Here is a 22,244-nt window from a genome sequence, read left to right as displayed (position 1 = left end):
CGAGGTCGGTCATTCCGCTTGGCGGCGGGCCTCGTTCGCCTCGCGGACGACCGCCCAGGCGTCGGCAACGGTACCCAGGTGCCCGAGCTTGTCGGGGTTGATCACCGCACGAATGGTCTGGATCCGCCCGTCGACGATGTCGAGCGCCAGGGTGTTGACGACCTTGCCGTCGCGGTCGCGGAAGATCGCGCCCGGCTGGCCGTTCACCTCATGCCGTTCCACAACGCCGCCGATCCGGACGAACGGTTGCATCGCAGTCAAAACGCGGGTCACGTTCTCGGCGCCGAACATGCCCTTGCCCCAGAGCGGGGCCTTGCCACCGCTGTCTCCGACCATCTGAACGTCGGCGGTGAGGAGTTCGCGCAGCCCGCTGATCTCCCCCCTTCTGAAGGCGTCGAAGAATCGCTCGGCGAGTTCTTCCCGCTCCAGGCGATCCGCCGCGAATCGAGTGCGTCCGGCGTCCATGTGTCGGCGCGCCCGCACCGCGAGCTGGCGGCACGACGCTTCCGACCGCCCCACCGCTGACGCCACTTCGGGAAAGCTGAACCCGAACACCTCCCGCAGCACGAAAACCGCCCGCTCCAGCGGGCTCAGGCGCTCGAGCAGCAACAGGGCAGCCATCGACACTGAGTCGGCCAGCTCCGCCGACCGCTCGGGGTCCTCATAAGGGTCGGTCAGCAGCGGTTCGGGGAACCATGAACCGACGTACTCCTCCCGGCGGGCGCGGGCGGATCGCAGCACATCGATCGAGAGCCGGGTCACCACGGCCGAGAGGTATGCCTTGGTCGAGACCGGTTCTGTCGGGCTGGCCTCGTAGCGCAGCCAGGTCTCCTGGACCGCGTCCTCGGCCTCGCTCACACTGCCCAGGATTCGGTAGGCGATCGAGAAGAGCAGCGGCCGCAGCTCCTGGAACTCCTCGGCATCGTTCACTCCAACCCCTCCTTCCAGACCAGAATCTGCCTTCGAACTCTGAGACGAGATAGCCCGACCGTCTGTGACATACGGATGGGAACTGAGCTCCCGCGGTCTGGGTGCGCCGCCGCAACGGCCTTCGTCGGTCCCTCCTCCGTCAGCGTGTCACAGACGGTCGGGCTATCTCGTCTCAGGTTTCGAAGACAGGTTCTCGAAGAACTCCATCCCAAAGCAAGGAGTGCGACATGGGCGAGCCCACCACCCACCACAAGATTGCGCTGATCACCGGCGCGAACAAGGGGATCGGCCGCGCGGCTGCTGAGCAACTCGCTGCGCTGGGCATGACGATCCTGATCGGTGCCAGAGACCCCCGGCGTGGCGAGGAGACTGCTGCAGCGCTGCGTGCCGCGGGCGGCGACGTGCACGCTGTCGCCCTGGATGTCACCGACGAGGCTTCGGCCCGGGCGGCCGCGGCGCAGGTCGAGGAACGCTTCGGCCACCTCGACGTGCTGATCAACAATGCCGGCATCACGGGCTCCGGGCAGGTGTCGCCTGGAGACGCCCACGATCAGGTCCCCAGCTCCGTCGACCTCGACATGGTCCGGGCGGTATTCGAGACCAACGTCTTCGGGGTGATCGCCGTGACCAACGCCATGCTGCCGCTGCTTCGGCGGTCACCGGCGCCGCGCATCGTGAACGTCAGCAGTCATGCTGCATCGCTGACGATCAACAGCGTCCCGGACGGCCCGCTGGCGGGTCTGCCGACGTCAGCCGCGTACACGCCCTCCAAGACCGCGCTGACCTCACTGACCGTCCAGTACGCAAATGAGTTGCGGAAGGATGGAATCCTCATCAACGCCGTCGCCCCGGGCTACGTCGACACGGAGAGCAACAACCACAGCGGCCATCTCACGCCCGCGCAGGGCGCCGCTCCCTTGGTACGCCTGGCCACGCTCGGCGCGGATGGGCCGACCGGTGGCTTCTTCAGCGCAGACGGCTCGGTGCCCTGGTGATCGGCCCGTTCCGCGGGTTCGTCGGCTGAGCGGCGGGAGTCGAACCCGGCGGCGAGCAGGTTCATCGAGGGTTCACGCGGTGGGCCACGGGGCATCCGCTCGCCGCGCTACCGTGTGATGGATGAACCGCACCGATCGCACCGACGGGGCCGAAGCGCTGCCGATCGCGGTCGCCCGGCCGAGGCTGCGGCTCGCGGCACTTTCGATCGGGCAGGTCGTCAGCTGGGGCATCCTCTACTACGCGATGATCGTCGCGGCTCCCGAAGTCGCCCGCGAGACGGGGTGGCCGCTCGTTGCGATCACTGCCGCATTCTCGGGGGGTCTCGTGGTGTCGGCGATCGTCGGCGTCATCGTCGGTCGGATGCTCGACGAGCGCGGCCCGCGCCGGGTGATGAGCGCGGGGTCGGCGGTCGGCGCGATCGGCCTCGTGGGCGTTGCCGTGGCACCCGACCTCATCGTGTTCGCCGCCGCGTGGCTGGTGTGCGGCATCGCGCAGGCCGCCGTGCTCTACCAGGCGGCCTTCACGGTGATCACCCGGCGCTACGGCGACCGACGGCAGGTGCCGATGACGATCCTCACGCTCGCCGGCGGGCTCGCGTCGACGATCTTCGCTCCCATCGTCGCCGGCCTGCTCTCGGTGCTCGATTGGCGGGCGACGTTCCTCGTGCTCGCCGCGGTGCTCGCGCTCGTGACGGTGCCGTTGCACCTGATCTCGCTCGAGCGCACGTGGCCGCATCGAGCTGCCGAGCGCCACGAGACCGAGCACACGGTCTCGTCGGTGCTGCGCACCCGACGTTTCTGGATGCTCGAGATCACGATGATCGCGCTCGCCGTGGCCTTGCTCAGCGCGACCCTCGCCGCTGTGCCGCTTTACATGGAGAAGGGCCTGACGTTCGAGTTCGCGGCCCTCGCCCTCGGCCTCATCGGCGCCGGCCAGGTGATCGGGCGGCTGCTCTTCCTCGTGCTGCCGCGCGGGGTGCGACCCTGGGTTCCGGTCGCCGTGGTGTGTGCGCTCGCCGCGGTGTCACTCGCGGCGCTCGCGCTCGTGCCCGGCCCGATCTGGCTGCTCATCGCGATCGGCATCGTCGCAGGAGCGGTGCGGGGCGCGCAGACTCTCGTGCAGGCATCCGCCGTCGCCGACCGTTGGGGCACTCGCAACTACGGTGCAATCAACGGCGCTTTCGCTGCGCCGATCACGATCGCAGCGGCGCTGACTCCGGCGATCGGCCCGGCGGTCGCGGCGGGAACGGGGTCGTACGCGGCGATGACGATGATCATGGCGGGCCTTGCGCTCGCCGCAGCGTTCACCGCACGCGCGACCTAGACCGCAAGGACGACCGGGGCGTGCCGCCGAACCTCTCGAGCCGTCACCAGCTTCGGCGCACGGTGGCCTTGGCACCGGTCACGAGGGTCGCCGCCGGCACGTCGTCGGCCACGATCGCCCCGGCGGCGATCACGGCGTCGCGGCCGATGCTGACGCCGGGCAGGATCGTCGCCCCCGCGCCGATCCACACGTTCTCCGCCACGTCGATGGGTGCGCCGGTGAGGTACAGCTTGCGCTCGGCCGGGTCGACCGGATGGCCGCTGGTGATGAACGTGGCCTTCGGACCCACCATGACGCCCTCGCCGAGACGGATTCCCGCGTAGTCCATGAACGTGCAGCCCTGGTTGACGAACACGCGCTCGGCGAGGTCGAGGTTGAGGCCGTGCTCCGTGTAGAAGGGCGGGTAGATCGTGACCTTGGTGGGGAGGGGGCGACCCAGGATCTGCTCGAACAGCGCGGCCTTGCCCGCTTCGTCATCGAAGGGCAAGACGTTCAGACGCGAGGTGAGTTCGGTGACCCGCAGCACCCGCGCAGCCATGGCCTGAAACTCGGGGCTGTCGATGCGCATGAGACGGTCGCTGGGCACTCCACGATCCTCTCGCGTGCGAGATGCACCGGTCGGGAGGCACGCCCGAGCTGCGCGGGTCGGGCCGGGCCGGGCCTTGTCGGGCCCGGCCCGAATCATGCGGCGGGCTCTTCGGGTGTCTCCAGGATGATTGCGGCCTGCTCTTCGACGGGGTCTGCGAGCCCGTGCGCCGCCAGGAAGTGCTCGGCGTCGAGCGCTGCCGCGCATCCGGTGCCGGCGGCGGTGATGGCCTGACGGTACCGTTTGTCGACGAGGTCGCCGCACGCGAAGACGCCATCGAGGTTCGTCTGGGTCGACGGATGCTGCACGCGCACGTACCCGTCGTCGTCGAGTTCGATCTGGCCGGCGACGAGCTCGCTGCGCGGGTCGTGTCCGATCGCGATGAAGAGGCCGGTCGCGTCGAGAGCAGCATCTTCACCCGTCATGGTGTCTCGCAGCCGGAGGCGCTCGAGCCCGTCGTCGCCCTCTGCCGCGATCACCTCGGCGTTCCAGTACGGGCGGATCTTGGGGTTCGAGAGCACCCGTTCCTGCATGATCCGCGAGGCGCGCAGCGAGTCGCGCCGGTGCACGAGGGTGACCGAGTCGGCGAAGCGCGTGAGGAACATCGCCTCCTCGAGTGCCGAGTCGCCGCCGCCGACGACCGCCGTTCTCGATGTCGCTCATGACGCTGCCGCTCCCGGTCCCGCTGCCGGTGCGAGCTCGGCGATGAGCGCCTCGACGCGCCCGCGGATGTCGTCGCGCACGCGGCGGACGGTCTCGAGCTCCTTGCCCGCGGGGTCTTCGAGCTCCCAGTCTTCGTAGCGCTTGCCGGGGAAGATCGGGCAGGCGTCGCCGCAGCCCATGGTGATCACGACATCGGATTCGCGCACGGCGTCGACCGTGAGGATCTTCGGAGTGTTGCCGGTGATGTCGATGCCTTCTTCGGCCATGGCCTCGATGGCGATCGGGTTGATCTGGTCTTTCGGTTCGGAGCCCGCGGAGCGCACGTCGACACGGTCGCCCGCGAGTGCCTGCAGGTAGCCGGCGGCGATCTGCGAACGGCCTGCGTTGTGCACGCAGACGAACAGGACGGTGGGCTTCTCGGTCATGGTCTCGCTCCTTCGGTCACCACCAAGCATAGATCGCCATCTATTGATTTCGCGACTCCGCGAAGCGGATGCTTCGTCAGCTCACTTGGAGCGTCACGACGACGTCACCCGAGCTCATCGATCAGCCCGCGGACGCGGATTTCGATGTCATCTCGGATGCCTCGCACCTGCGCCAGCGGCAGACCGGCCGGGTCGTCGAGCTCCCAGTCGAGATAACGGCGCCCCGGGTAGACCGGGCACGCATCGCCGCAGCCCATCGTGATGACGACGTCGGCGGCTCGCACGACCTCGTCGGTGAGCGGCTTCGGGAACTCCCCGCCGATCGGCACTCCGATCTCATCGAGTGCCGCGACGATCGTCGACTTCACCGCGCTCGCCGGCTCCGAGCCCGCAGTTCGGACCCGCACCCGGTCGCCCGCGAGATGCTTCAGGATCGCGGCGGCGATCTGCGAGCGCCCCGCGTTCTGCACGCACACGAAGAGCACCTCGGGCGGTCCATCGGTGCCGGCGCCACGCTGCGCAGCGAGCGCTCCGAGGCGTTCGGCGGCGAACCGCGCGGTGTACGAGGGGAGGTAGCGGGTGATCTTCGAACGCTCGGCCAGCAGGTCGTGGCTCTCACGCACGTACCGTTCCACCGTCTCGGGCGAGAAGACCCCGGCGAAGCGGCCAGTAAGGTCGGATGCCACGCGCGTGAGCACCTCGTCGGACGCGCGGCTCGCGGCATCCGTCTGCAGCAGCTCGTCGACGCGGTCGACCGCGGCTGGCGCAATCGAGTACCAGACCCGCCGGCCATCGGGCGTGCGCTCGAGCACTCCCTCGTCGAGGAGTGCCTTCACATGGTGGCTCACCGTGGGCTGGGTGAGGCCGAGTTCGTCGGCGAGGCGGCCGACGAGCGCCCGCCCCTCCGTGCCCTCGCGGATGAGTCCCAGCATGCGCAGTCGCGTCGGGTCGGTGAGCAGGCGGAAGCTGCGCGCCGTGTCCGTTGCATCCATAGATCAGAGTCTATGCACCACGCGCACGCAGGCGCGGGCGCCCGGGTTGGACATGAGCGGGCGTCGAGAGGACACGCGTCGTCGCTCTCGCACCGGGAATCCGACCACATGGGTCATCTCGACGGCCCCGCGGCGGTCGCCCACGCGATCAGCTGCAGCAGTTGCCGCCGCTCGCCGTCGCAGCAGGCGAGCCGCTCGAGCAGACCCCGGTCGCCGGCAGCACGAGCTCGACGTTGCGAGCGGCCGCCGCATCGCCGGCCAGCCAGGCCGACACCGAGCGCACCTGCTCGTAGCCGGTCGCGAGCAGGAAGGTCGGTGCCCGGCCGTAGCTCTTCATGCCGACGATGAAGAAGTCGCGCTCGGGCTGGGTGAGCTCGGCGAAGCCGTGCGGCTCGACCGTACCGCAGGAGTGCACGTTGGGGTCGATGAGAGGCGCGAGCCGCCGGGGAGCTTCGACGATCTCGTCGAGCTCGAGACGGATCTCGCGCAGCAAGTCGAGGTTCGGCCGGAAGCCGGTGGCATTCACGATGCGGTCGGCCGAGATCGTCTCGAGTCCGTCGCCGCGACGGCCGGTGATGCGAGCGACGGATGCCTCGTGGTCTCTGTTGGTCGAGGAGTGCCCGACGGAGGAGGACACGTCTCGAGACTCGCGGGCGAGGCGCACGATCTCGAAGCGGTCGACGAGTTCGATGCGACCCGCCTCGACGAGTGCGTCGACGCGAGCACCGATCGAGGCGCGTGCCGCCAGTTCGTCGTCGGGTGCGGTCGTGACCCGTGCGGCGGTTGCGTTGCGAATGACCCAGGTGATGCGGGTGCCGGGCTCCTGTTCGGCAAGCGTCGCGAGCTTCAGCAGGGTGTTGGCGGCGGAGTGCCCCGCGCCGACGACGACCGTGTGACGGCCGGCGAACGCGGCACGTTCGTGGCCGAGCACGTCGGGCAGCGCGTGGCTCACGAGGTCGGCGACCTCGAGCAGCCCGAGCGGGTCGAGGCCCGAGGATCCGAGGCTGTTGGGAGTGCGGTAGGTGCCGGAGGCGTCGATGATGGCGCGGGCGGTGAGCTCTTCGACACCCTCGGCGGTGCGCACGCGGAGCAGGAACGGCGCCTGTGCGCGCCCGGTGGTGCGCGTGCGGTCCATGCCCTCGCGGGTGACATCGGTGACGTCGACGCCGAGGCGGGTGCGGCCGGCGATGGCGGGCAGCGCGGCGAGCGGGGCGAGGAAGTGCTCGACGAGTTCGGCGCCGGTGGGGAGCGAGTCCCCGGCGGGCGCCACCCAGTCGGTCTCGGCCAGGAGACGCGTGGCTGCCGGGTCGATGAGGTGCTTCCATGGCGAGAAGAGCCGGGTGTGCCCCCACTGCGTCACGCTTGCGCCGATGCGGTCGCCCGCCTCGAGCAGCACGAAGTCGATGCCGCGTTCGACGAGGTTCGCGGCGGCCGCGAGGCCGATCGGGCCTGCGCCGATGATCGCGACGGGCAGCCCCTGCATCCGTGAGGGGGCGGTCGTCGGTGCCATGAGGTCGATGAGAGTCATCCGTGTTCTCGCATTCATTGAAGGTTGTCGATATAGCGAGTGTGGCGGCTATATCGATGAATGTCAATATACGGGTAGACTGGTCTTGTGACCATCATCGACCTGCCCCTCGTGACGCGTGACGTCGCCGTGTCGGCCGCTGCGCCCGTCGCATGCTGCGCGCCCCTCACCCGCGAGACGATCACCGCCGATGACGCCGAGGTGTTCGCGCGGAAGCTCAAGGCGATCGCCGACCCGGTGCGGCTGCGGCTCGTCTCGATCGTCGCGGCATCCGAAGATCAGGAGGCCTGCGTCTGCGACCTCACCGAGCCGGTCGGCCTGAGCCAGCCCACGGTCTCGCATCACCTGAAGATCCTCACCGAGGCCGGCTTCCTCTCGCGCTCGAAGCGCGGCACCTGGGCGTACTTCCGGCTGGTACCCGGTGCGCTCGAAGCGGTCGCGGCGCCGCTCCTCACCGTCTGACGCTCAACTTTCGGCGAACAGCGCGAACGAACTCAGGTGCTGTTGTAAGTATGTCCGAACTTAGTTACCCTTGACCGCGGAGACGCGAAGCGGCGTCCTCCACGGTTTGAGAGGACTACGCGGTGATCCGAACTGCGAACGCGCCGGTCAGCTACGGCGTCTTCGAACTATCCCGACCCGACGTCGTTCCACTGCCCGATGGCGAGCAGCTGGCGACGTGGGTGGCCGAGGCCGGCTACGAAGGCATCGACCTCGGCCCGATCGGTTTGTTCGGCGATCGAATCGGGTTGCCGCGGCTCCTCGAACGTCACGGCCTCGCGCTCGCCGGCGGCTGGGTCGACCTGCCCTTCGCGGGCACCGACGAGGCGTTCGAACGTGCGTTCGCCGAGCTCGCTCCGACGCTCGAACTGTTCGCCGCAGCCGCCGCCGTCGCTCCCGATCGTGCCCCGAAGCCGACGCTCGCCGACTCGGGGTCGCCCGAGCGCAAGGCACGCCCCGGCGGCGCGCCCGAGCTCGAGCTCGACGATGCGCGCTGGGCGACCTTCGCCGCACGAGTGCAACGGGCGGCCGACCTCACGCGGGCGGCGGGCCTCGAGCCGACCTTCCACCACCACGCGAGCACCTACGTCGAGACGCCGCGCGAGATCGATCGCTTCCTCGCCGAGACCGACGTCGACCTCACCTTCGACACCGGGCACCTGCTCGTCGGCGGCGGCGACCCCGTCACCGACTTCCCGCGCTGGGCCGACCGCATCAACCACGTGCACCTGAAAGACGCAGACCGGTCGGTGCTCGCCGCGGCCCGCGACTCAGCCGACCCGATGCGCGACATCTGGGCGCGACGCGTGTTCGTCGCCCTCGGCGACGGCGACCTCGAGGTCGACCGCATCGTCGACACGATCGTCGACTCGGGCTACGACGGCTGGATCGTCGTCGAGCAAGACGTCATTCTGCAGGACGCCGCCGACGTCGATCGTGCCCGTGCCGACCAAGTCGCCAACCGCGAGCGCCTGCGGCGGTGGTTCGCATGACCGGCTTCGACGCCCAGCCCCTGCCAGCCAACGCCAGCGGCAACGCCAACGACGCCGGGCGCCGCGGCGAACGCGTGCGCATCGCCGTCATCGGCCTCGGCGCGATCAGCCAGAGCGTGCACCTGCCGCTCATCCGGCGCAACGCCGATCTCGTCGAGCTCGTCGCGGTGGTCGACCTCTCCGCATCGCGGGCACGTGAGATCGCCGAGGCATCCGGCACCGGTGTCGCGCCGTTCGACTCGGTCGATGCGCTCATCGAGGCCATCGCCGCCGGCACCATTCGCATCGACGGTGCGATCCTCGCGACCGCAGGTTCCCACGCGCCGGATGTCGCGCGGCTCGTCGACGCCGGCATCCGCGTGCTCGCCGAGAAGCCGCTCGCCTTCTCGCTCGTCGAGATCGATGCGCTTCGCGAGGTCGCGGCGCGGCGCGGCATCGAGCTCGCCGATTGGGTGCGCATCGGCTACATGAAGGAGCACGACCCCGCATCGACCGCCGCGAAGGCGCTGCTCGCCGAGGTCGACGTGCGGGCCGTGACCGTCGAGGTGCTGCACCCCGCCGACGGCGCGCAGCTGGCCTTCGCGAACCTCGCCCCAGCACCATCCGATGTGCCGCCCGAGCTGCTGGCGAGCCTCGTCGCGGCGACCGACGCGACGGTCGTGACCGCCATCGGCTCGGCCGCCGACCCGCTCCCGAAGCTCTACACGAACGTCGTGCTCGGCTCGATCGTGCACGACATCGGGCTGCTTCGCCACCTCGTCGGCGGCATCGGCACCGTCGACCGCGCTCGCCACACCGGCCCCGAATTCCCCGGATCGCTGAGCCTCGGCGGCTTCCTCGCCGAGCGCACCGAGGCGACGTGGTCGATCGACTGGCACTTCATCCCGCGCTACCCCGAGTACCGCGAGACCGTGACCCTCCACCACGAGACGGGCTCGATCGCCCTCACCTTCGCGGTGCCCTACGTGCTCAACGCGCCGACCGTGCTCACCGTCGTCGAGAACGCCGAACCCCTCGGGTCGCGGCGTTCGGAGACGCGGTGGATGCAGGAGGAGGCGTTCGAGCAGGAGCTCCGGTCGTTCGCGGCACTCGCCGCGGGACATCCGGAGCCCGGCCCTTCGGTCGACGAGGGCGCCGCCGACATCGTCGTCGGGCAGCGGATGCTCCGCAAACTCGCCGACGCGATCGGCTCACCGATCGGCGCATCGACGGAGGCGGGAGCCCCCTGAGACCACCCGGTCTTGTTCCACCGCACCACGATCACACAGAGCTGGACCCCGCCGGCAAACGTCGGGCGGGTGAATCGAGAGAGAGGTCGAAGATGATCAACCACAGCAAGCGCAGGGTGGTGGCGGCGCTCGCCGTCGCGACCGCCGGCGCGCTCGTCTTCGCCGGTTGCTCCGGCGAAGCCCCTGAGGAGACCGACGACTCGGGTCCCGTCACCCTCACCATCACGGCCAACGCCATCGTCGGCGGCAAGAACGCCGCCGAGGCCGACTGGATCGCGGACTGGGTCATCCCCGAGTTCGAAGCGGCCATGGAGGAGGACGGCAAGGACGTCACCGTCGAGTTCGAGCCGCAGGGCGTCGACGACGAGAACTACAAGACGAAGATCGCGCTCGACCTGCAGTCGGGCGAGGGGGCCGACATCATCGGCATGGACGGCATCTGGGTCGGCGAGTTCGCCGAGGCCGGCTACATCAAGCCGCTCTCCGAGGTCGGCGGCGACGCCGTCGCCGACTGGGAGGGCTGGGAGCAGATCCCCGAGGCCGTGCAGTCCGCTGTGTCGTTCGACGACGAGCGCTACGGCGTGCCCCAGGGCGCCGACGGCCGCGTGCTCTACTTCAACAAGGACCTCTTCGAGCAGGCGGGGCTTCCCGCCGACTGGCAGCCCGAGAGCTGGGACGACGTGCTCGACGCCGCGCGCGAGCTGAAGAAGCTCGACGGCGTCACGCCGATCCAGCTCAACGCGGGCACCGCGATGGGCGAGGCGACCACGATGCAGGGCCTGCTGCCGCTGCTCGTCGGCACGGGTGAGCAGGTCTACGAAGACGGCAAGTGGGTGGGCGACACCGACGGACTGAACGACGTGCTCGACCTCTACAAGACGATCTACATCGACGAAGGCCTCGGCGACGCCGTGCTCCAGCAGGAGGCCGCCGGCCGCGACACCTCGTTCCAGCTGTTCGCGTCGAACCAGATCGGCATCCTCCTCGAGGGCGACTACTTCTGGCGCAGCGTCATCAACCCCGAAGAGGGCGTCGGCACCGCGCCGATCGCGAACCGCGACGAGGTCGTCGGCTACACGAAGATCCCCGCGATGAAGCCGGGCTCCGGCATCGACGGCCAGGACTTCGTCTCGATGTCGGGTGGCACCGGTCGGGTACTGAACCCGAACAGCGATCACCCCGAACTCGCGTGGGAGCTGCTCGCCTTCATGAACTCGGCCGACGCGTACGAGGCCCGGAACGCCGGCACCCTCGCGATCACGCCGCGCACCGACGTGAACGACGAGATGCTCGCCGACGACCAGATGCTCACCTACGTGAGCGAAGAAGTGCTGCCGATCACCGCCTACCGCCCGCCGCTCGCCGCCTACCCCCAGGTGTCGACCGCGCTGCAGCAGGCGACGCTCGACGTGGTCTCGGGCACGAGCGTGGGCGACGCCGCGACGACCTACGCCGACTCCGTGAAGGACATCGTCGGAGACGACGCGGTCTCGGGTGGCTAAGTCATGACCACCAGCACCACGACGCCGGCGGGGAGCGCGATCGCTCCTCGCCGGCGGCGGGCTGATGACGTCGCCGGACTCGGTACCGCCCGGGCCGGCATCTTCGTCGCTCCCGCACTGATCATCATCGGGCTGTTCCTCCTGTTCCCCGCGGTCTGGACGATCTGGCTCGGCATGACCGACTACCGGCTGACCGGCCTGCAGGCCGCGTCACCCGCGTTCGTCGGCTTCGACAACTACGCCGAAGCCCTCACCGACCCGTCGTTCTGGAACTCGCTCTGGCTGACGCTCATCTTCGTGCTGTTCTCGGGCATCATCGGCCAGACGCTCATCGGCTTCGCGCTCGCATGGGCGGTGCGGGGCATCCGCGGCTGGACGAAGGGGCTTCTCGAAGGCCTCGTACTGGCGGCGTGGGTCATCCCAGCATCCGTCGCCTCGTTCCTGTGGCTCGCCCTGCTCGACCGGCGGTCGGGCACGGTCAACGGGCTGCTCGGCACCGAGGGCACCGCGTGGCTGATCGACCACCCGATGGAAGCGATCATCATCTTCAACATCTGGGTGGGCACCGCCTTCTCGATGCAGCTCTTCTCCTCGGCGTTGAGCGCCGTGCCACCGTCGCAGATCGAGAGCGCCAAGATGGTCGGCGCCTCGGGCTGGCAGCAGCTACGCGATGTGATCGTGCCGAACATCAAGGGGCACATCCTCACGAACACGCTGCTCATCACGCTGTGGACGTTCAACACCTTCACGCCCTACCTCGTCACGGCGGGCGGGCCGAACAGCAAGACGGAGATCCTCTCGGTCTACATCTACGAGACGGCGATCCCCGGCGGTCAGCTCGGACTCGGCGCCGCGATCTCGCTCATCATGCTGCTCATCAATCTCGTCATCGCGCTCGGCTACGTGCGCGTGTCGAGGGGAAGGAAGAAGCGATGACCGCCACTCCCGCACAGAAGGTCACCGCCGCACAGAAGGTCGCCGCGAATGCGACGGTGCGGCACTTCCTCGCCCGCGTCGCTTTCGCCGTCGTCATGACGATCGTCGGCCTCCTCTTCGCCCTGCCGATGGTGTGGCTCGTGCTTGCGCCGTTCGATGCGACCCCGTCGCTGTCGTTGTCGTGGCCCGACTGGACGCTCGACAACTTCGCGCGACTCGCCGAGAACCCCTATGCACTGCGCTCGATCGGCAACTCGCTGCTACTCGGCATCGGCACGATGCTCATCGTCGTCGTGCTCGGCGCGCTCGCCGCGTACGCGATGAGCCGCATCCGCATCCCGGGTCGCGACGGCATCCTCTACGGACTGCTGCTGCTCTCGTCGATCGTGACGGGCACGGCGGCCATGGTGCCGACGTTCCAGATCATCACCCAGCTCGGGCTCATCAACTCCTACGTCGGTGTGCTCCTCGTGCTGGCGGGCGGCCTTCTGCCGACCGTGATCTTCATCCTCAAGGACTTCATGGACTCGATCCCGAAGTCGTATGAGGAGTCGGCGCGGCTCTACGGCGCGGGTCCGTTCCGTATTCTCCGTGACGTGGTCGCACCGATCGCGCGGCCCGGTCTGGCCTTCATCGCGATCTGGACGATCGTGCAGGTCTGGAGCAACTTCCTCGTGCCGTTCATCCTGCTGCGCAGCCCGGACCTGCAGCCGGCGGCGGTGCTCATGTACACCTTCTACACCGAGAGCGGGCAGGCCGACCTCCGACTCATCTCGACCTTCGCACTGCTGTTCTCGGCGCCCGTGCTCATCATCTATTTCATCGTCAACCGTCGCTACGGTTTCCGCTTCCATGGAGGTATCAAGTCCTGATGGCCGGCATCAACGCCACTCAACTCGTCAAGGAGTACCCCGGCGGCGTCCGCGGGGTCGACGAGATCGACGTCGAGATCCACGATGGCGAGTTCTTCGCCCTGCTCGGCCCCTCGGGCTGCGGCAAGACCACCCTGCTGCGCTCGATCGCGGGCCTCGAGGCGATCACCTCCGGCACGCTCGTCATCGGCGACCGTGACGTCACGAACGCCGAACCAGGCGTGCGCGGCGTCGCGATGGTCTTCCAGGACTACGCGCTCTTCCCGCATATGGACGTCGGCGACAACATCGCCTACCCCATGCGCATCAAGCACGTGAAGCGCGATGAGCGACGGGCGAAGGCAGAGACGGTCGCCGACGGGCTCTCGCTGCAGGGGCTGATCGAACGCCGACCGGGTCAGCTCTCGGGCGGACAGCAGCAGCGTGTCGCCCTCGCCCGCGCCGTCGCGACCACGCCCGACGTGCTGCTCCTCGACGAGCCGCTGTCGAACCTCGACGCCCGGCTGCGACTCGAGGCGCGCACCTTCCTCAAGGAGCTGCAGCGCGACCTCGGCGTCACGACCGTGTTCGTCACCCACGACCAGGCCGAGGCGCTCGCACTCGCCGACCGCATCGCGGTCATGAAGTCGGGCAAGCTCCAGCAGATCGGCACTCCGCGCGAGGTGTTCCAGCAGCCGAACAACACCTTCGTCGCCGGGTTCATCGGGTCCAACCCGATGAACCTCGCCGAGGCCGCGATCTCGGGCGGCGCGATCTCGATCGGCGAGACCTCCGTGCCGGTGCCGGCCGGCGCCGAGGGGCTCGTGCGCGACGGGCAATCGGTGATCTGGGGCATCCGGCCCGAATACCTGCGCTGGGTCTCGAGCGAGGAACCCGGCGGCATCCCGGCCGAGGTGAGCGTCGTCGAGAACCTCGGCGCGAGCGTGCTCATCGCAGTGAACGCGGGCGGGCACAAGTTCCAGGTCGTCGTGCCCGAAGACCAGGAGCCCGCACCCGGCGACCGCGGCTGGATCGTGCCGCAGGCCGCCAAGACCCTGCTCTTCGACGCCGAGTCGACGCAGCGCATCGGGTGACGCGATGACGACGATCCGCCGCCGCATTCCCATCGCCGTCGACACGCAGAACGAGCACCGCTTTCTCAACGTGCCCTTCGACGTGCCGCCGGGCACTGATTCGCTCGAGGTCGTGATCCGCTTCGACGGCTCGAACGCGGGCATCGACCTCGGTTGCGAAGGGGCGAGCGGATGGCGCGGCTGGTCGGGCGGCGCCCGAACCGAGTTTCTCATCCACCCGAGCGACGCCACGCCCGGGTACCTGCCGGGCGCGCCCGAGCCGGGGGAGTGGAACGTCGTGCTGGGCCTGCACCGCGTGCCGTCGGAGGGCGTCGAGGTCGAGGTCGAGGTCACGATCCCGGCGTCGCGTGCAGTGCCGCCGGTTCCGGATGCCGCGCCGGCGACGCGAACCGTACGCGGCAGCGATCGCGGGCTGCCGGCCGAGCCGGGCCTCACGTGGTTCGCCGGCGATTTCCACGGGCACACGATCCACTCCGACGGGCGCCTGCCGATCGGCGGCCTCGCGGCGCTCGGAGTGGCGTCGGGCCTCGACTTCATGGCCGTGACCGACCACAACACCGTGAGCCACCACGCGCACCTGCCGGCCGAGGGCGCGAAGCACGGCATCACGCTCCTGCCCGGTCAGGAGGTCACGACCCACCGCGGGCACGCGAACGCGTTCGGCGACATCGGGTGGATCGACTTCCGTGAGCCCGCGCAGCACTGGGTCGACGAGGTCGAGCGGCGAAGCGGCATCCTGAGCATCAATCACCCGATCTCGGGCGACTGTTCTTGGCTGCACCGGCTCGAGCGCCGGCCCGCCGCGGTCGAGCTGTGGCACGCGACCTGGTACCTCGAACTCATCTCGACCGCGCCGTTCGCGTGGTTCCGCACGTGGCCTTCGGGCGCGACCCTACTCGGCGGCAGCGACACGCACATGCTCGAGGAGCCGCAGCGACCGGGCACGCCGACGACGTGGGTCGCGGCGACGGATGCCTCGGCGGAGGCGATCCTCGACGGGGTTCGCGCCGGCCGCACCGCGATCACCGGCAGCGGCAGCTTCGACGGCACAGTGCTCACGCCCGAGCTCATGCGCGCTCCGGCGCTCGTGCGGCTCGGCGACGAGGTCGTCGCGGTCGACGCCGAAGGGCTGATCCTCGTCGACGGGTTCGGGCGCCGCCGCTCGGTGCATTCGGCGCGCGAGGCGTTCCCGGCCGACCGCGCCGACGGGCCGTTCCACCTCGTGCTCGCCGACCGACGCATCATGGCGCTCTGCGCGTAGGGGGCGCGCCGGCGCGTCGGAACCACTGCACGACCTGCACGACCTGCACGACCTGCATGACCTGCATGACCGAACCACTGCTTGGAGTGACCATGGATGCCCCCGACGAACTCGTGATCGTGCCGCACACGCACTGGGATCGTGAGTGGTACGAGCCGCACGACGTCTTCCGGTTGCGCCTCGTGCACATGCTCGACCGGCTGCTCGACACCCTCGAGGGCAACCCCGGCTACCGGTTCACCCTCGACGGGCAGGCCGCGGCGATCGACGACTACCTCGAGATCAGGCCCGAGCAGCGCGAGCGCGTCGTCGCGGCCGTCGACCGCGGGCAGCTCGCGATCGGACCGTTCCTGATCCTGCTCGACGAGTTCCTGTGCGACGGCGAGACGATCGTGCGCAACCTCGAGCTGGGCCTGCGCTCCAGCCGCCGCATCGGCCCCGAGATGCGCGTCGGCTACCTGCCCGACATGTTCGGCCACGCCGCCCAGATGCCGCAGCTGCTGCGGGGGTTCGGGCTGCGCGACGCAGCGCTCTGGCGCGGCGTGCCCGCGCGCATCGACCGCCACGCCTTCGCCTGGACCGCGCCCGACGGTTCGACGGTGCGCACCGAGTACCTGCTCGACGGCTACGGCAACGCCCTCGACCTGTTCGCCCTGCCCGGTCAGCTCGGTGCACTCGTCGCCGAGTACAGTCAGTCGGTCGCGAGCTGGTACGGATCCGACCCGATCCTCGGCATGCTCGGCACCGACCACAGTGCACCGCCGGCCGACCTCATGCCGCTCGTCGAGGCCGCCAACGCCTCCGGCGCCGCCGTCGGGTTGACCGTCGACACGATCGAGGGATACGTGCGCCGGGTCGCACCCGAGTGGGCCGCGGGCGACGACTCCGGGCTCGCCGAACTCCCGGTCGTCGACGGTGAGCTGCGCTCGCACGCGCGCGGCAACCTGCTGCCGGGCGTCTTCTCGATTCGCACGAACCTCAAGCAGGCGATGACCGATGCCGAGCGCCGGCTCTCCACCGCCGAGCGACTCGACGCCGCGTTCGGCGTCGACGACCACCGCGCCTTCTTCGACACCGCCTGGTACCGGCTCGTCGAGAGCACGGCCCACGACTCGGTCACGGGATGCGGCGTCGACGCGACCGCGATCGAGGTCGAGGGGCGCCTCGCGACGGCAGGCCATGTCGCGCGCGGCGTGATCCTGCGCACGATGGAGCGGCTCGCGGCATCCGTCACCCCTGATCGCCATGTCGTGGCGAACCCGGCGGGCTTCGCCCGGCGTGCTCACGTCGAGATCCGCCTGCACGACCCCGAGCGGCTCGAGCTCGGCGACGGCGTGCAATTGCTCGACGCGCTGCCCGAGGTGCTCGGCGACGAGCAGCTCACGACCGCCGAGCTGCCGAAGCTGCTGAACCGTATTCACGGTCGCGAGCTCTTCGGCCAGCTGATCAACGCATGGCGATTCACCGACGACGGACTGCGCTTCGAGGTGGCCGAGGCCCCCGTCGGCGACTTCGACCTCGCGGCCTTCACCGAGGAGCTCGAACGCCGCGTGGCGTCGGATGCCTCGAGCGAACGCCGCTGGCACGTCGAGATCATCGCCGACCCGCGCCGTAGGGCGGTCGTCGGCATCGATGTCGGCGGCATCGGCGTCGCGAGCCTCGATCCGGCGACGGCTCGGGCAACGGATGACCCGGTGACGGTGTCGGTGTCGGCTCGATCGCTCGCAAACGAGCAGCTGACCGCGACGGTCGACGATCACGGCGCCGTGCGCATCGAGGCCGCCGACGGCACGGTGCTCACCGATGCCATGCGTCTCGTCGACGAGGGCGACCGCGGCGACTCCTACAACTACGGACCGGTCGACCCGGCGACCGCGGTGACCGACCCGACCTCGGTCGAGGTGACGGTGCTCGAGTCGGGGCCGATCCGCGGGCGGCTCAACGTGCGCCGCCGCTACGCCGTGCCGGTCGCACTCGACACGGTCGATCGCGACCGGCGCTCCGCGACATCCGTCGACCTCGTCGTCGACACCGTGCTCGAACTCCGCGAGGGCGAGCCGATGCTGCGCGTGCGGGTCGACTTCGTGAACCCTGCGGCCGACCATCGCCTGCGGGTACTCGTGCCCACCGGGGTCGCCGAACTCTTCGGCTCGTCGGCTGCCGGGCAATATGCCGTGACCGAGCGCGGGCGCATCGGCGAAGGCGGGCCCGTCGGTGAGTACCCGCTGCCCACCTATCCCGTGGCCCGGTTCGTGCACGCCGGGCACGCGACCCTTCTCGCCACGAAGCACTCCGAGTACGAGATCGTCGCCGACCCGCAGTCGGGCGTCGACGCGATCGCACTCACGCTCGTGCGTGCCGTCGGCATGATGAGTGTCAACGTGCATCCGCTGCGCGACGAGCCGGCCGGTGCCGAGTTCCCGGTTCCCGGCGCGCAGTATCTCGGCACCGCGGTGTCGACCGAATTCGCGATCTTGCCATCGGCTGCGGGCTGGGCGGAGTCGGGCGCAGCCCGCTGGGCCGAGCTCGTGCGGGTCGAACCCGAGGTCGTGCGCGGCACCCGCGGTGGCCCGGCGGTCGTCGGCGGAGTCGCTGGCGCGGGCGGGGCCGCCGAAGCTGCGGAGTTGCCGACGACGCCCGCCGTCGAGGTGGTGAGCGACGTCGTGCTCGAGTCGCTTCGCACGGTGACGGACGCCTCGGGCCGACCGATCTCCGAGGCGCGGTTCGTGAACTACCGGCACGAACCGCAACGGCTCGCTGCGGCGGCATCCGGAATCTGGGATCGCACCGACCTCACGGGCGCCGTGCTCGAGCCCGACGTCGATCTCGAGCGATTCGTCATCGGCGCGGCGCGCATCGAGACGTTCCGGCGACGGGCGGGCGACACGCCCCCCGATCTCGGGTGAGGCGGCCCTCCTGCCGAACGTCTACTCTCAACTGTCAGAACATCCGAACAACTGGAGAATCCCATGGCGCAGCTGGAGCAACGCCTCCCGGTCGAGTTGTTCCTCGACCTCGATCGCTCGGGCCCGGTGCCCCTGTACTACCAGATCGCGAGTCGGCTCGAGCAGGCGATCCTCGATCAGACGCTGCCCGCGGGCGCCCGTCTCGAGAACGAGGTCGCGCTCGCTGCCCGGCTCGGGCTCTCCCGCCCGACGATCCGGCGGGCGATCCAAGACCTCGTCGACAAGGGCCTGCTCGTGCGGCGCCGGGGCATCGGCACGCAAGTGGTGCACGGCAAGGTCACCCGCAACGTCGAACTCACGAGCCTCTACGAAGACCTCGAACGCTCGGGGCAGAAGCCCGAGACGAGGGTGCTCTCCGTTGAGATCACGACCGCCGAGGAACCGGCGGCGGATGCGCTCGGAGTGCCGGTCGGCAGCACGGTGCTGCACGTGCATCGCCTGCGCATCGCCGACGGCGTGCCGCTCGCGATTCTCGACAACGTGCTGCCCGAGCAGTTCACCGACCTCGACCTCGAGTCGCTCGAGAAGCACGGCCTCTACCAACTGCTGCGTGCCCGCGGCGTGACGATGCGCGTCGCGAAGCAGCGCATCGGCGCCCGTGCGGCGACCGGGCATGAAGCCGAGCTGCTCGACCTCTCGCGAGGGGCTCCAGTGCTCACGATGTCGCGCACCGCGTTCGACAACTCGGGCGTCGCCGTCGAGTTCGGACAGCACTGCTACCGGCCCGACCGCTACTCGTTCGAGGTCACGCTCGTCGATCGGTGAGCGGCCACGCGGGTGCCGCCGCTTACTCTCGGATGTTGATTCGGCCGAGTTCTTGAGTCGATCGGGTGAGTGCGACATAGAGCCGGTTCCAGCCGCGGGGTTCGGCCGCGATGCCATCCGGATCGATCACGAGAGTGGCGTCCCATTCCAGGCCCTTTGACTGAGTCGCGGTGATCACGGGGATGCCCTCCATGGCTGCGCTGAGAGCAGGGATCCGTGCAGTGGCCGCGATGATGCCTACGGTGCCACCAGCCCAGCGTTCGGCCAGTTCCTGGAACGCCTGCGTCGCCTCTGCCACCAGTTCCGCTTCGTCGACGTCGCGCTCCCACGGGTCGATTCCCGATGACCGGGCAGCAAGTGGTGGTTCGTTGAGGCTTCCAGCCTTGTACAGGACGGGTCCGGTCAGTGCCATGACTTCCGCGGGCGTCCGGTAGCCGATGGTCAGCTTGGCTTGAGTCCAGCGTTCGCCGAATACCGCGTTGACAGCTTGGGCCCATGATGTGTGTTGGTGCGGGGATTCGGCTTGGTCGATATCCCCGACTGCTGTGATCGACAGTTGCGGGCTGCGGCGGGCCACCATGTGCCATTGCATTTCAGACAGCTCCTGGGCTTCGTCCACAATGACGTGTCCGTAGATCCAGTCCCGGCGTGACGCAGCGCGCTCGGAGAGGAACTCTTCGGCTGCCGGGTGATTGACGGTGTCTCCGAGCAGATCAGACATTGCATCGAGCAGCGGGACGTCGCTCGTCGCCCATCCGGTCTTCCTGACCGAGACTGCTTCTCGCTCGGCGCCGCTCAGTTCCGGGGCGAACCGGCGTAGGGATGCGTCGTCACCAAGGAAGCGCTGCAGTTCCACTTCAGGGTCGAGGATGGGCCACACCGTGCGGATGGTTGAGGCGACTTGCGGGTTCTCTGCGATCTTCTCGCGTAGCCTGTCGAGTTCCTCTTCGGAGAGCACTCCATCGGCCTCGCTCCCTTCACCGCCGCCCAACTCCGGAAAGTCCACACGCCGATGCACGATGTCTTCGAGGCCATCATCGATTCGAGCGAAGAGGTCTTCGCTGCGATCAGCGACGGCCTGGGTGAGTCGGTCGTGCATCTGGTCGGCGAACACCATGCCCGCACCGTGGTAGCTGCGCCCAGAGATCGCGGCAGCTATGAGACGACCGACGGTGATAGCCGGAATCTCATATCGTTCCCCCTGCCAGACGAAATCAACAGACATGCTCGCGGGCGTGAGTGTCGCGACGTAACGGGTCAGGGCCTGTTGCCAGAGCGCTCGGCCCTTGATCTCCCCTGTTGCACGCGGATCTTCGGCGGTGACGGTGATCCCCGGAACGAGAGCATCGGGTATCGCTGCAACGATCGCGGTCTCACCCAGAGCTGGGAGCACGTGAGCGATGTAGTCCAAGAAGCGGCGCGATGGCCCGAGTGTCAGGACTCCTTGGGCTGCGAGTTGCGGGTTGGCGAAGAGCAAGTAGGCAGCGCGATGGAGGGCCACCACAGTCTTGCCCGTGCCAGGGCCGCCCTGAACCACGAGTGGCCCTTTGACGTCGGCACGGACCACCTCGTCTTGTTCCCGCTGCAGCGTCGCGGCGGCGGCGGTCATCTGGCCGGTGCGACGCTCCCCGAGCGCAGCGAATAGCGCTCCTTCGCCGACCAACCCGCTCGCGTTCGCCACGTCGAGCGGTTCATCGTCGACGCCAGTGACCGTGCGGCCTTCGATGCGAATGTGCCGGCGGTGCGCCTGTCCCAGAGGTTCGACTGGTGTGGCCATGTAAAAGGGACGAGCGGCATGTGCGCGCCAGTCGACGACCAGAGGATCATCATCGTCGGTGGGACCGGAGATGCCGATCCGCCCGACACGGCGAGTGGTCCCGTCCAGAGAGTCAAGGCGTCCGAAGATCAGGCCGCTCTCCGCGCGCTGCAACTCGGTCCGCTGCCGGGCCAGGCCTCGGTAGCGAGCCTGCTCGACCGCATCCTGCGCCGGAGCCGACAACTCTGCATCCAAAGACCGGAGAATCTCAGAGCGACGCTCATGCGCTGTATCGAGATACACCTGCTCTTCAACAATGGCATCGTCGCGTGCGGCAGCGCGGTCGTCCTGCGTCGCAGTGGTCTCGTCGAGCACCGGGCCTCCTTCAATGGTTGAAGTCGTGGGTCAAGCGCCCGATCGTGGAACCGACTGAAATCGGAGCCACCATCTGGGCAAGTTCACTAGTAAACCACTAGTACTTGCTGGAGTAAAGTACTCGGATTTCAATTGCAAATTGGTCGAAAAGATGCCCTACTGTACGCATGGGAAATCTGACGCATTCGGCGAGTTCCGCGCGTGAGTCCGGTCTCAGAGCTGCGTTCGATGTCCTCGGCAAGAAGTGGAATGGCATCATCCTTGCCGCCCTGAGCCAGGGGCCGATCAAGTTCTCCGACCTGCGTCGTTCCGTGGGATCGATCACGGACTCCGTCTTGTCTGATCGCCTCGTAGATCTCATCGCCGCAGGTCTCGTCGAACGGGCGGAAACCGGTGTCCGCCCGAACCACATCACCTATGCGCTCTCGCAACAGGGGCAGGCAATCCAACCCATTTTCGACCGTCTCGCGACCTGGGCGGCCACCAACCTTCAGGCTCCAGGCCAGGGCTAGCCATTTGAGCCGAGTAGACCGCCCGCAAGCTCAGCACGAAGGTCTGCCGCACCAAGGGCCA

At 68.8% G+C, this 22,244-nt stretch carries 19 protein-coding genes and 1 pseudogene; 13 read left to right on the top strand and 7 right to left on the bottom strand.

Annotated elements, in window-relative coordinates; all coding sequences use genetic code 11:
• Positions 1-9: 9 nt before the first annotated feature.
• Positions 10-930, bottom strand: coding sequence for an RNA polymerase sigma-70 factor (locus AC1C2U_RS09560; RefSeq protein ID WP_495361516.1), 921 nt, complete (start codon positions 928-930; stop codon positions 10-12).
• Positions 931-1,157: 227 nt separating this feature from the next.
• On the opposite strand from AC1C2U_RS09560, the gene AC1C2U_RS09555 reads away from it, so the two are divergent.
• Entirely contained in the window at positions 1,158-1,925 is a 768-nt protein-coding gene (locus AC1C2U_RS09555; RefSeq protein WP_495361515.1) for an SDR family oxidoreductase, read from the top strand.
• 121 nt (positions 1,926-2,046) lie between these two features.
• Positions 2,047-3,249 carry an MFS transporter gene (locus tag AC1C2U_RS09550; protein ID WP_495361514.1) on the top strand — a complete coding sequence of 401 codons (1,203 nt, stop codon included), beginning with the start codon at positions 2,047-2,049 and terminating at the stop codon, positions 3,247-3,249.
• Between the two features lie 43 nt (positions 3,250-3,292).
• Here the strand turns inward: AC1C2U_RS09550 and AC1C2U_RS09545 are convergent, their stop codons facing one another.
• From AC1C2U_RS09545 to AC1C2U_RS09525, 5 genes and pseudogenes are all read right to left on the bottom strand, one after another.
• Positions 3,293-3,835 (bottom strand): DapH/DapD/GlmU-related protein, encoded by a 543-nt coding sequence (locus AC1C2U_RS09545; RefSeq protein WP_495361513.1) that lies wholly within the window; start codon positions 3,833-3,835, stop codon positions 3,293-3,295.
• A gap of 95 nt (positions 3,836-3,930) precedes the next feature.
• Positions 3,931-4,476: pseudogene (locus AC1C2U_RS09540) on the bottom strand (NAD(P)/FAD-dependent oxidoreductase); the annotation flags it as partial.
• Between the two features lie 18 nt (positions 4,477-4,494).
• Positions 4,495-4,923: an arsenate reductase ArsC gene (locus tag AC1C2U_RS09535; RefSeq protein ID WP_495361512.1), complete on the bottom strand. Its 429-nt coding sequence runs from the start codon at positions 4,921-4,923 to the stop codon at positions 4,495-4,497.
• A gap of 104 nt (positions 4,924-5,027) precedes the next feature.
• Positions 5,028-5,915 carry a metalloregulator ArsR/SmtB family transcription factor gene (locus AC1C2U_RS09530; RefSeq protein WP_495361511.1) on the bottom strand — a complete coding sequence of 296 codons (888 nt, stop codon included), beginning with the start codon at positions 5,913-5,915 and terminating at the stop codon, positions 5,028-5,030.
• Positions 5,916-6,063: 148 nt separating this feature from the next.
• Entirely contained in the window at positions 6,064-7,443 is a 1,380-nt protein-coding gene (locus AC1C2U_RS09525) for an FAD-dependent oxidoreductase (RefSeq protein ID WP_495361510.1), read from the bottom strand.
• Positions 7,444-7,536: 93 nt separating this feature from the next.
• On the opposite strand from AC1C2U_RS09525, the gene AC1C2U_RS09520 reads away from it, so the two are divergent.
• The 10 genes from AC1C2U_RS09520 to AC1C2U_RS09475 all read left to right on the top strand — a co-directional run bounded on the left by AC1C2U_RS09520 (position 7,537) and on the right by AC1C2U_RS09475 (position 19,540).
• A complete protein-coding gene (locus tag AC1C2U_RS09520; protein ID WP_495361972.1) occupies positions 7,537-7,905 on the top strand; it encodes an ArsR/SmtB family transcription factor in 369 nt (122 codons plus the stop codon).
• Between the two features lie 122 nt (positions 7,906-8,027).
• Complete coding sequence (locus tag AC1C2U_RS09515; RefSeq protein WP_495361509.1) at positions 8,028-8,936, top strand: TIM barrel protein; 909 nt, start codon at positions 8,028-8,030, stop codon at positions 8,934-8,936.
• Positions 8,933-10,165 (top strand): Gfo/Idh/MocA family protein, encoded by a 1,233-nt coding sequence (locus AC1C2U_RS09510; protein ID WP_495361508.1) that lies wholly within the window; start codon positions 8,933-8,935, stop codon positions 10,163-10,165. The genes AC1C2U_RS09515 and AC1C2U_RS09510 overlap by 4 nt, the downstream gene beginning before the upstream one ends.
• A 92-nt stretch (positions 10,166-10,257) precedes the next feature.
• Entirely contained in the window at positions 10,258-11,667 is a 1,410-nt protein-coding gene (locus tag AC1C2U_RS09505) for an extracellular solute-binding protein (protein WP_495361507.1), read from the top strand.
• A gap of 3 nt (positions 11,668-11,670) precedes the next feature.
• Positions 11,671-12,603 (top strand): carbohydrate ABC transporter permease, encoded by a 933-nt coding sequence (locus AC1C2U_RS09500; RefSeq protein ID WP_495361506.1) that lies wholly within the window; start codon positions 11,671-11,673, stop codon positions 12,601-12,603.
• Positions 12,600-13,475, top strand: coding sequence for a carbohydrate ABC transporter permease (locus AC1C2U_RS09495; RefSeq protein WP_495361505.1), 876 nt, complete (start codon positions 12,600-12,602; stop codon positions 13,473-13,475). The genes AC1C2U_RS09500 and AC1C2U_RS09495 overlap by 4 nt, the downstream gene beginning before the upstream one ends.
• Entirely contained in the window at positions 13,475-14,548 is a 1,074-nt protein-coding gene (locus AC1C2U_RS09490; RefSeq protein ID WP_495361504.1) for an ABC transporter ATP-binding protein, read from the top strand. The genes AC1C2U_RS09495 and AC1C2U_RS09490 overlap by 1 nt, the downstream gene beginning before the upstream one ends.
• Positions 14,549-14,552: 4 nt before the next feature.
• Positions 14,553-15,809, top strand: coding sequence for a CehA/McbA family metallohydrolase (locus AC1C2U_RS09485; RefSeq protein ID WP_495361503.1), 1,257 nt, complete (start codon positions 14,553-14,555; stop codon positions 15,807-15,809).
• 65 nt (positions 15,810-15,874) lie between these two features.
• Positions 15,875-18,715 (top strand): glycoside hydrolase family 38 N-terminal domain-containing protein, encoded by a 2,841-nt coding sequence (locus AC1C2U_RS09480; protein WP_495361502.1) that lies wholly within the window; start codon positions 15,875-15,877, stop codon positions 18,713-18,715.
• A 63-nt stretch (positions 18,716-18,778) separates the two neighbouring features.
• Positions 18,779-19,540: a GntR family transcriptional regulator gene (locus AC1C2U_RS09475; protein WP_495361501.1), complete on the top strand. Its 762-nt coding sequence runs from the start codon at positions 18,779-18,781 to the stop codon at positions 19,538-19,540.
• A 22-nt stretch (positions 19,541-19,562) separates the two neighbouring features.
• On the opposite strand, the gene AC1C2U_RS09470 is transcribed toward AC1C2U_RS09475, so the two are convergent.
• A complete protein-coding gene (locus AC1C2U_RS09470; protein WP_495361500.1) occupies positions 19,563-21,671 on the bottom strand; it encodes a HelD family protein in 2,109 nt (702 codons plus the stop codon).
• Between the two features lie 167 nt (positions 21,672-21,838).
• On the opposite strand from AC1C2U_RS09470, the gene AC1C2U_RS09465 reads away from it, so the two are divergent.
• On the top strand, positions 21,839-22,183 hold the full coding sequence (locus tag AC1C2U_RS09465; RefSeq protein ID WP_495361499.1) for a winged helix-turn-helix transcriptional regulator: 345 nt from the start codon (positions 21,839-21,841) through the stop codon (positions 22,181-22,183).
• Positions 22,184-22,244 lie beyond the last annotated feature (61 nt).

Source organism: Agromyces sp. Y575, assembly GCF_059445445.1.
This window is presented reverse-complemented; position numbering and strand designations above follow the sequence as displayed.

Excerpts from the sequence above, each read along its gene's own strand:
- AC1C2U_RS09555 (WP_495361515.1), top strand. The coding sequence starts at position 1,158 with ATGGGCGAGCCCACCACCCACCACAAGATTGCGCTGATCACCGGCGCG.
- AC1C2U_RS09505 (WP_495361507.1), top strand. The coding sequence starts at position 10,258 with ATGATCAACCACAGCAAGCGCAGGGTGGTGGCGGCGCTCGCCGTCGCG.
- AC1C2U_RS09525 (WP_495361510.1), bottom strand. The coding sequence starts at position 7,443 with ATGACTCTCATCGACCTCATGGCACCGACGACCGCCCCCTCACGGATG.
- AC1C2U_RS09500 (WP_495361506.1), top strand. The coding sequence starts at position 11,671 with ATGACCACCAGCACCACGACGCCGGCGGGGAGCGCGATCGCTCCTCGC.
- AC1C2U_RS09490 (WP_495361504.1), top strand. The coding sequence starts at position 13,475 with ATGGCCGGCATCAACGCCACTCAACTCGTCAAGGAGTACCCCGGCGGC.
- AC1C2U_RS09495 (WP_495361505.1), top strand. The coding sequence starts at position 12,600 with ATGACCGCCACTCCCGCACAGAAGGTCACCGCCGCACAGAAGGTCGCC.
- AC1C2U_RS09475 (WP_495361501.1), top strand. The coding sequence starts at position 18,779 with ATGGCGCAGCTGGAGCAACGCCTCCCGGTCGAGTTGTTCCTCGACCTC.
- AC1C2U_RS09535 (WP_495361512.1), bottom strand. The coding sequence starts at position 4,923 with ATGACCGAGAAGCCCACCGTCCTGTTCGTCTGCGTGCACAACGCAGGC.
- AC1C2U_RS09465 (WP_495361499.1), top strand. The coding sequence starts at position 21,839 with ATGGGAAATCTGACGCATTCGGCGAGTTCCGCGCGTGAGTCCGGTCTC.
- AC1C2U_RS09510 (WP_495361508.1), top strand. The coding sequence starts at position 8,933 with ATGACCGGCTTCGACGCCCAGCCCCTGCCAGCCAACGCCAGCGGCAAC.
- AC1C2U_RS09530 (WP_495361511.1), bottom strand. The coding sequence starts at position 5,915 with ATGGATGCAACGGACACGGCGCGCAGCTTCCGCCTGCTCACCGACCCG.
- AC1C2U_RS09480 (WP_495361502.1), top strand. The coding sequence starts at position 15,875 with ATGACCGAACCACTGCTTGGAGTGACCATGGATGCCCCCGACGAACTC.
- AC1C2U_RS09550 (WP_495361514.1), top strand. The coding sequence starts at position 2,047 with ATGAACCGCACCGATCGCACCGACGGGGCCGAAGCGCTGCCGATCGCG.
- AC1C2U_RS09485 (WP_495361503.1), top strand. The coding sequence starts at position 14,553 with ATGACGACGATCCGCCGCCGCATTCCCATCGCCGTCGACACGCAGAAC.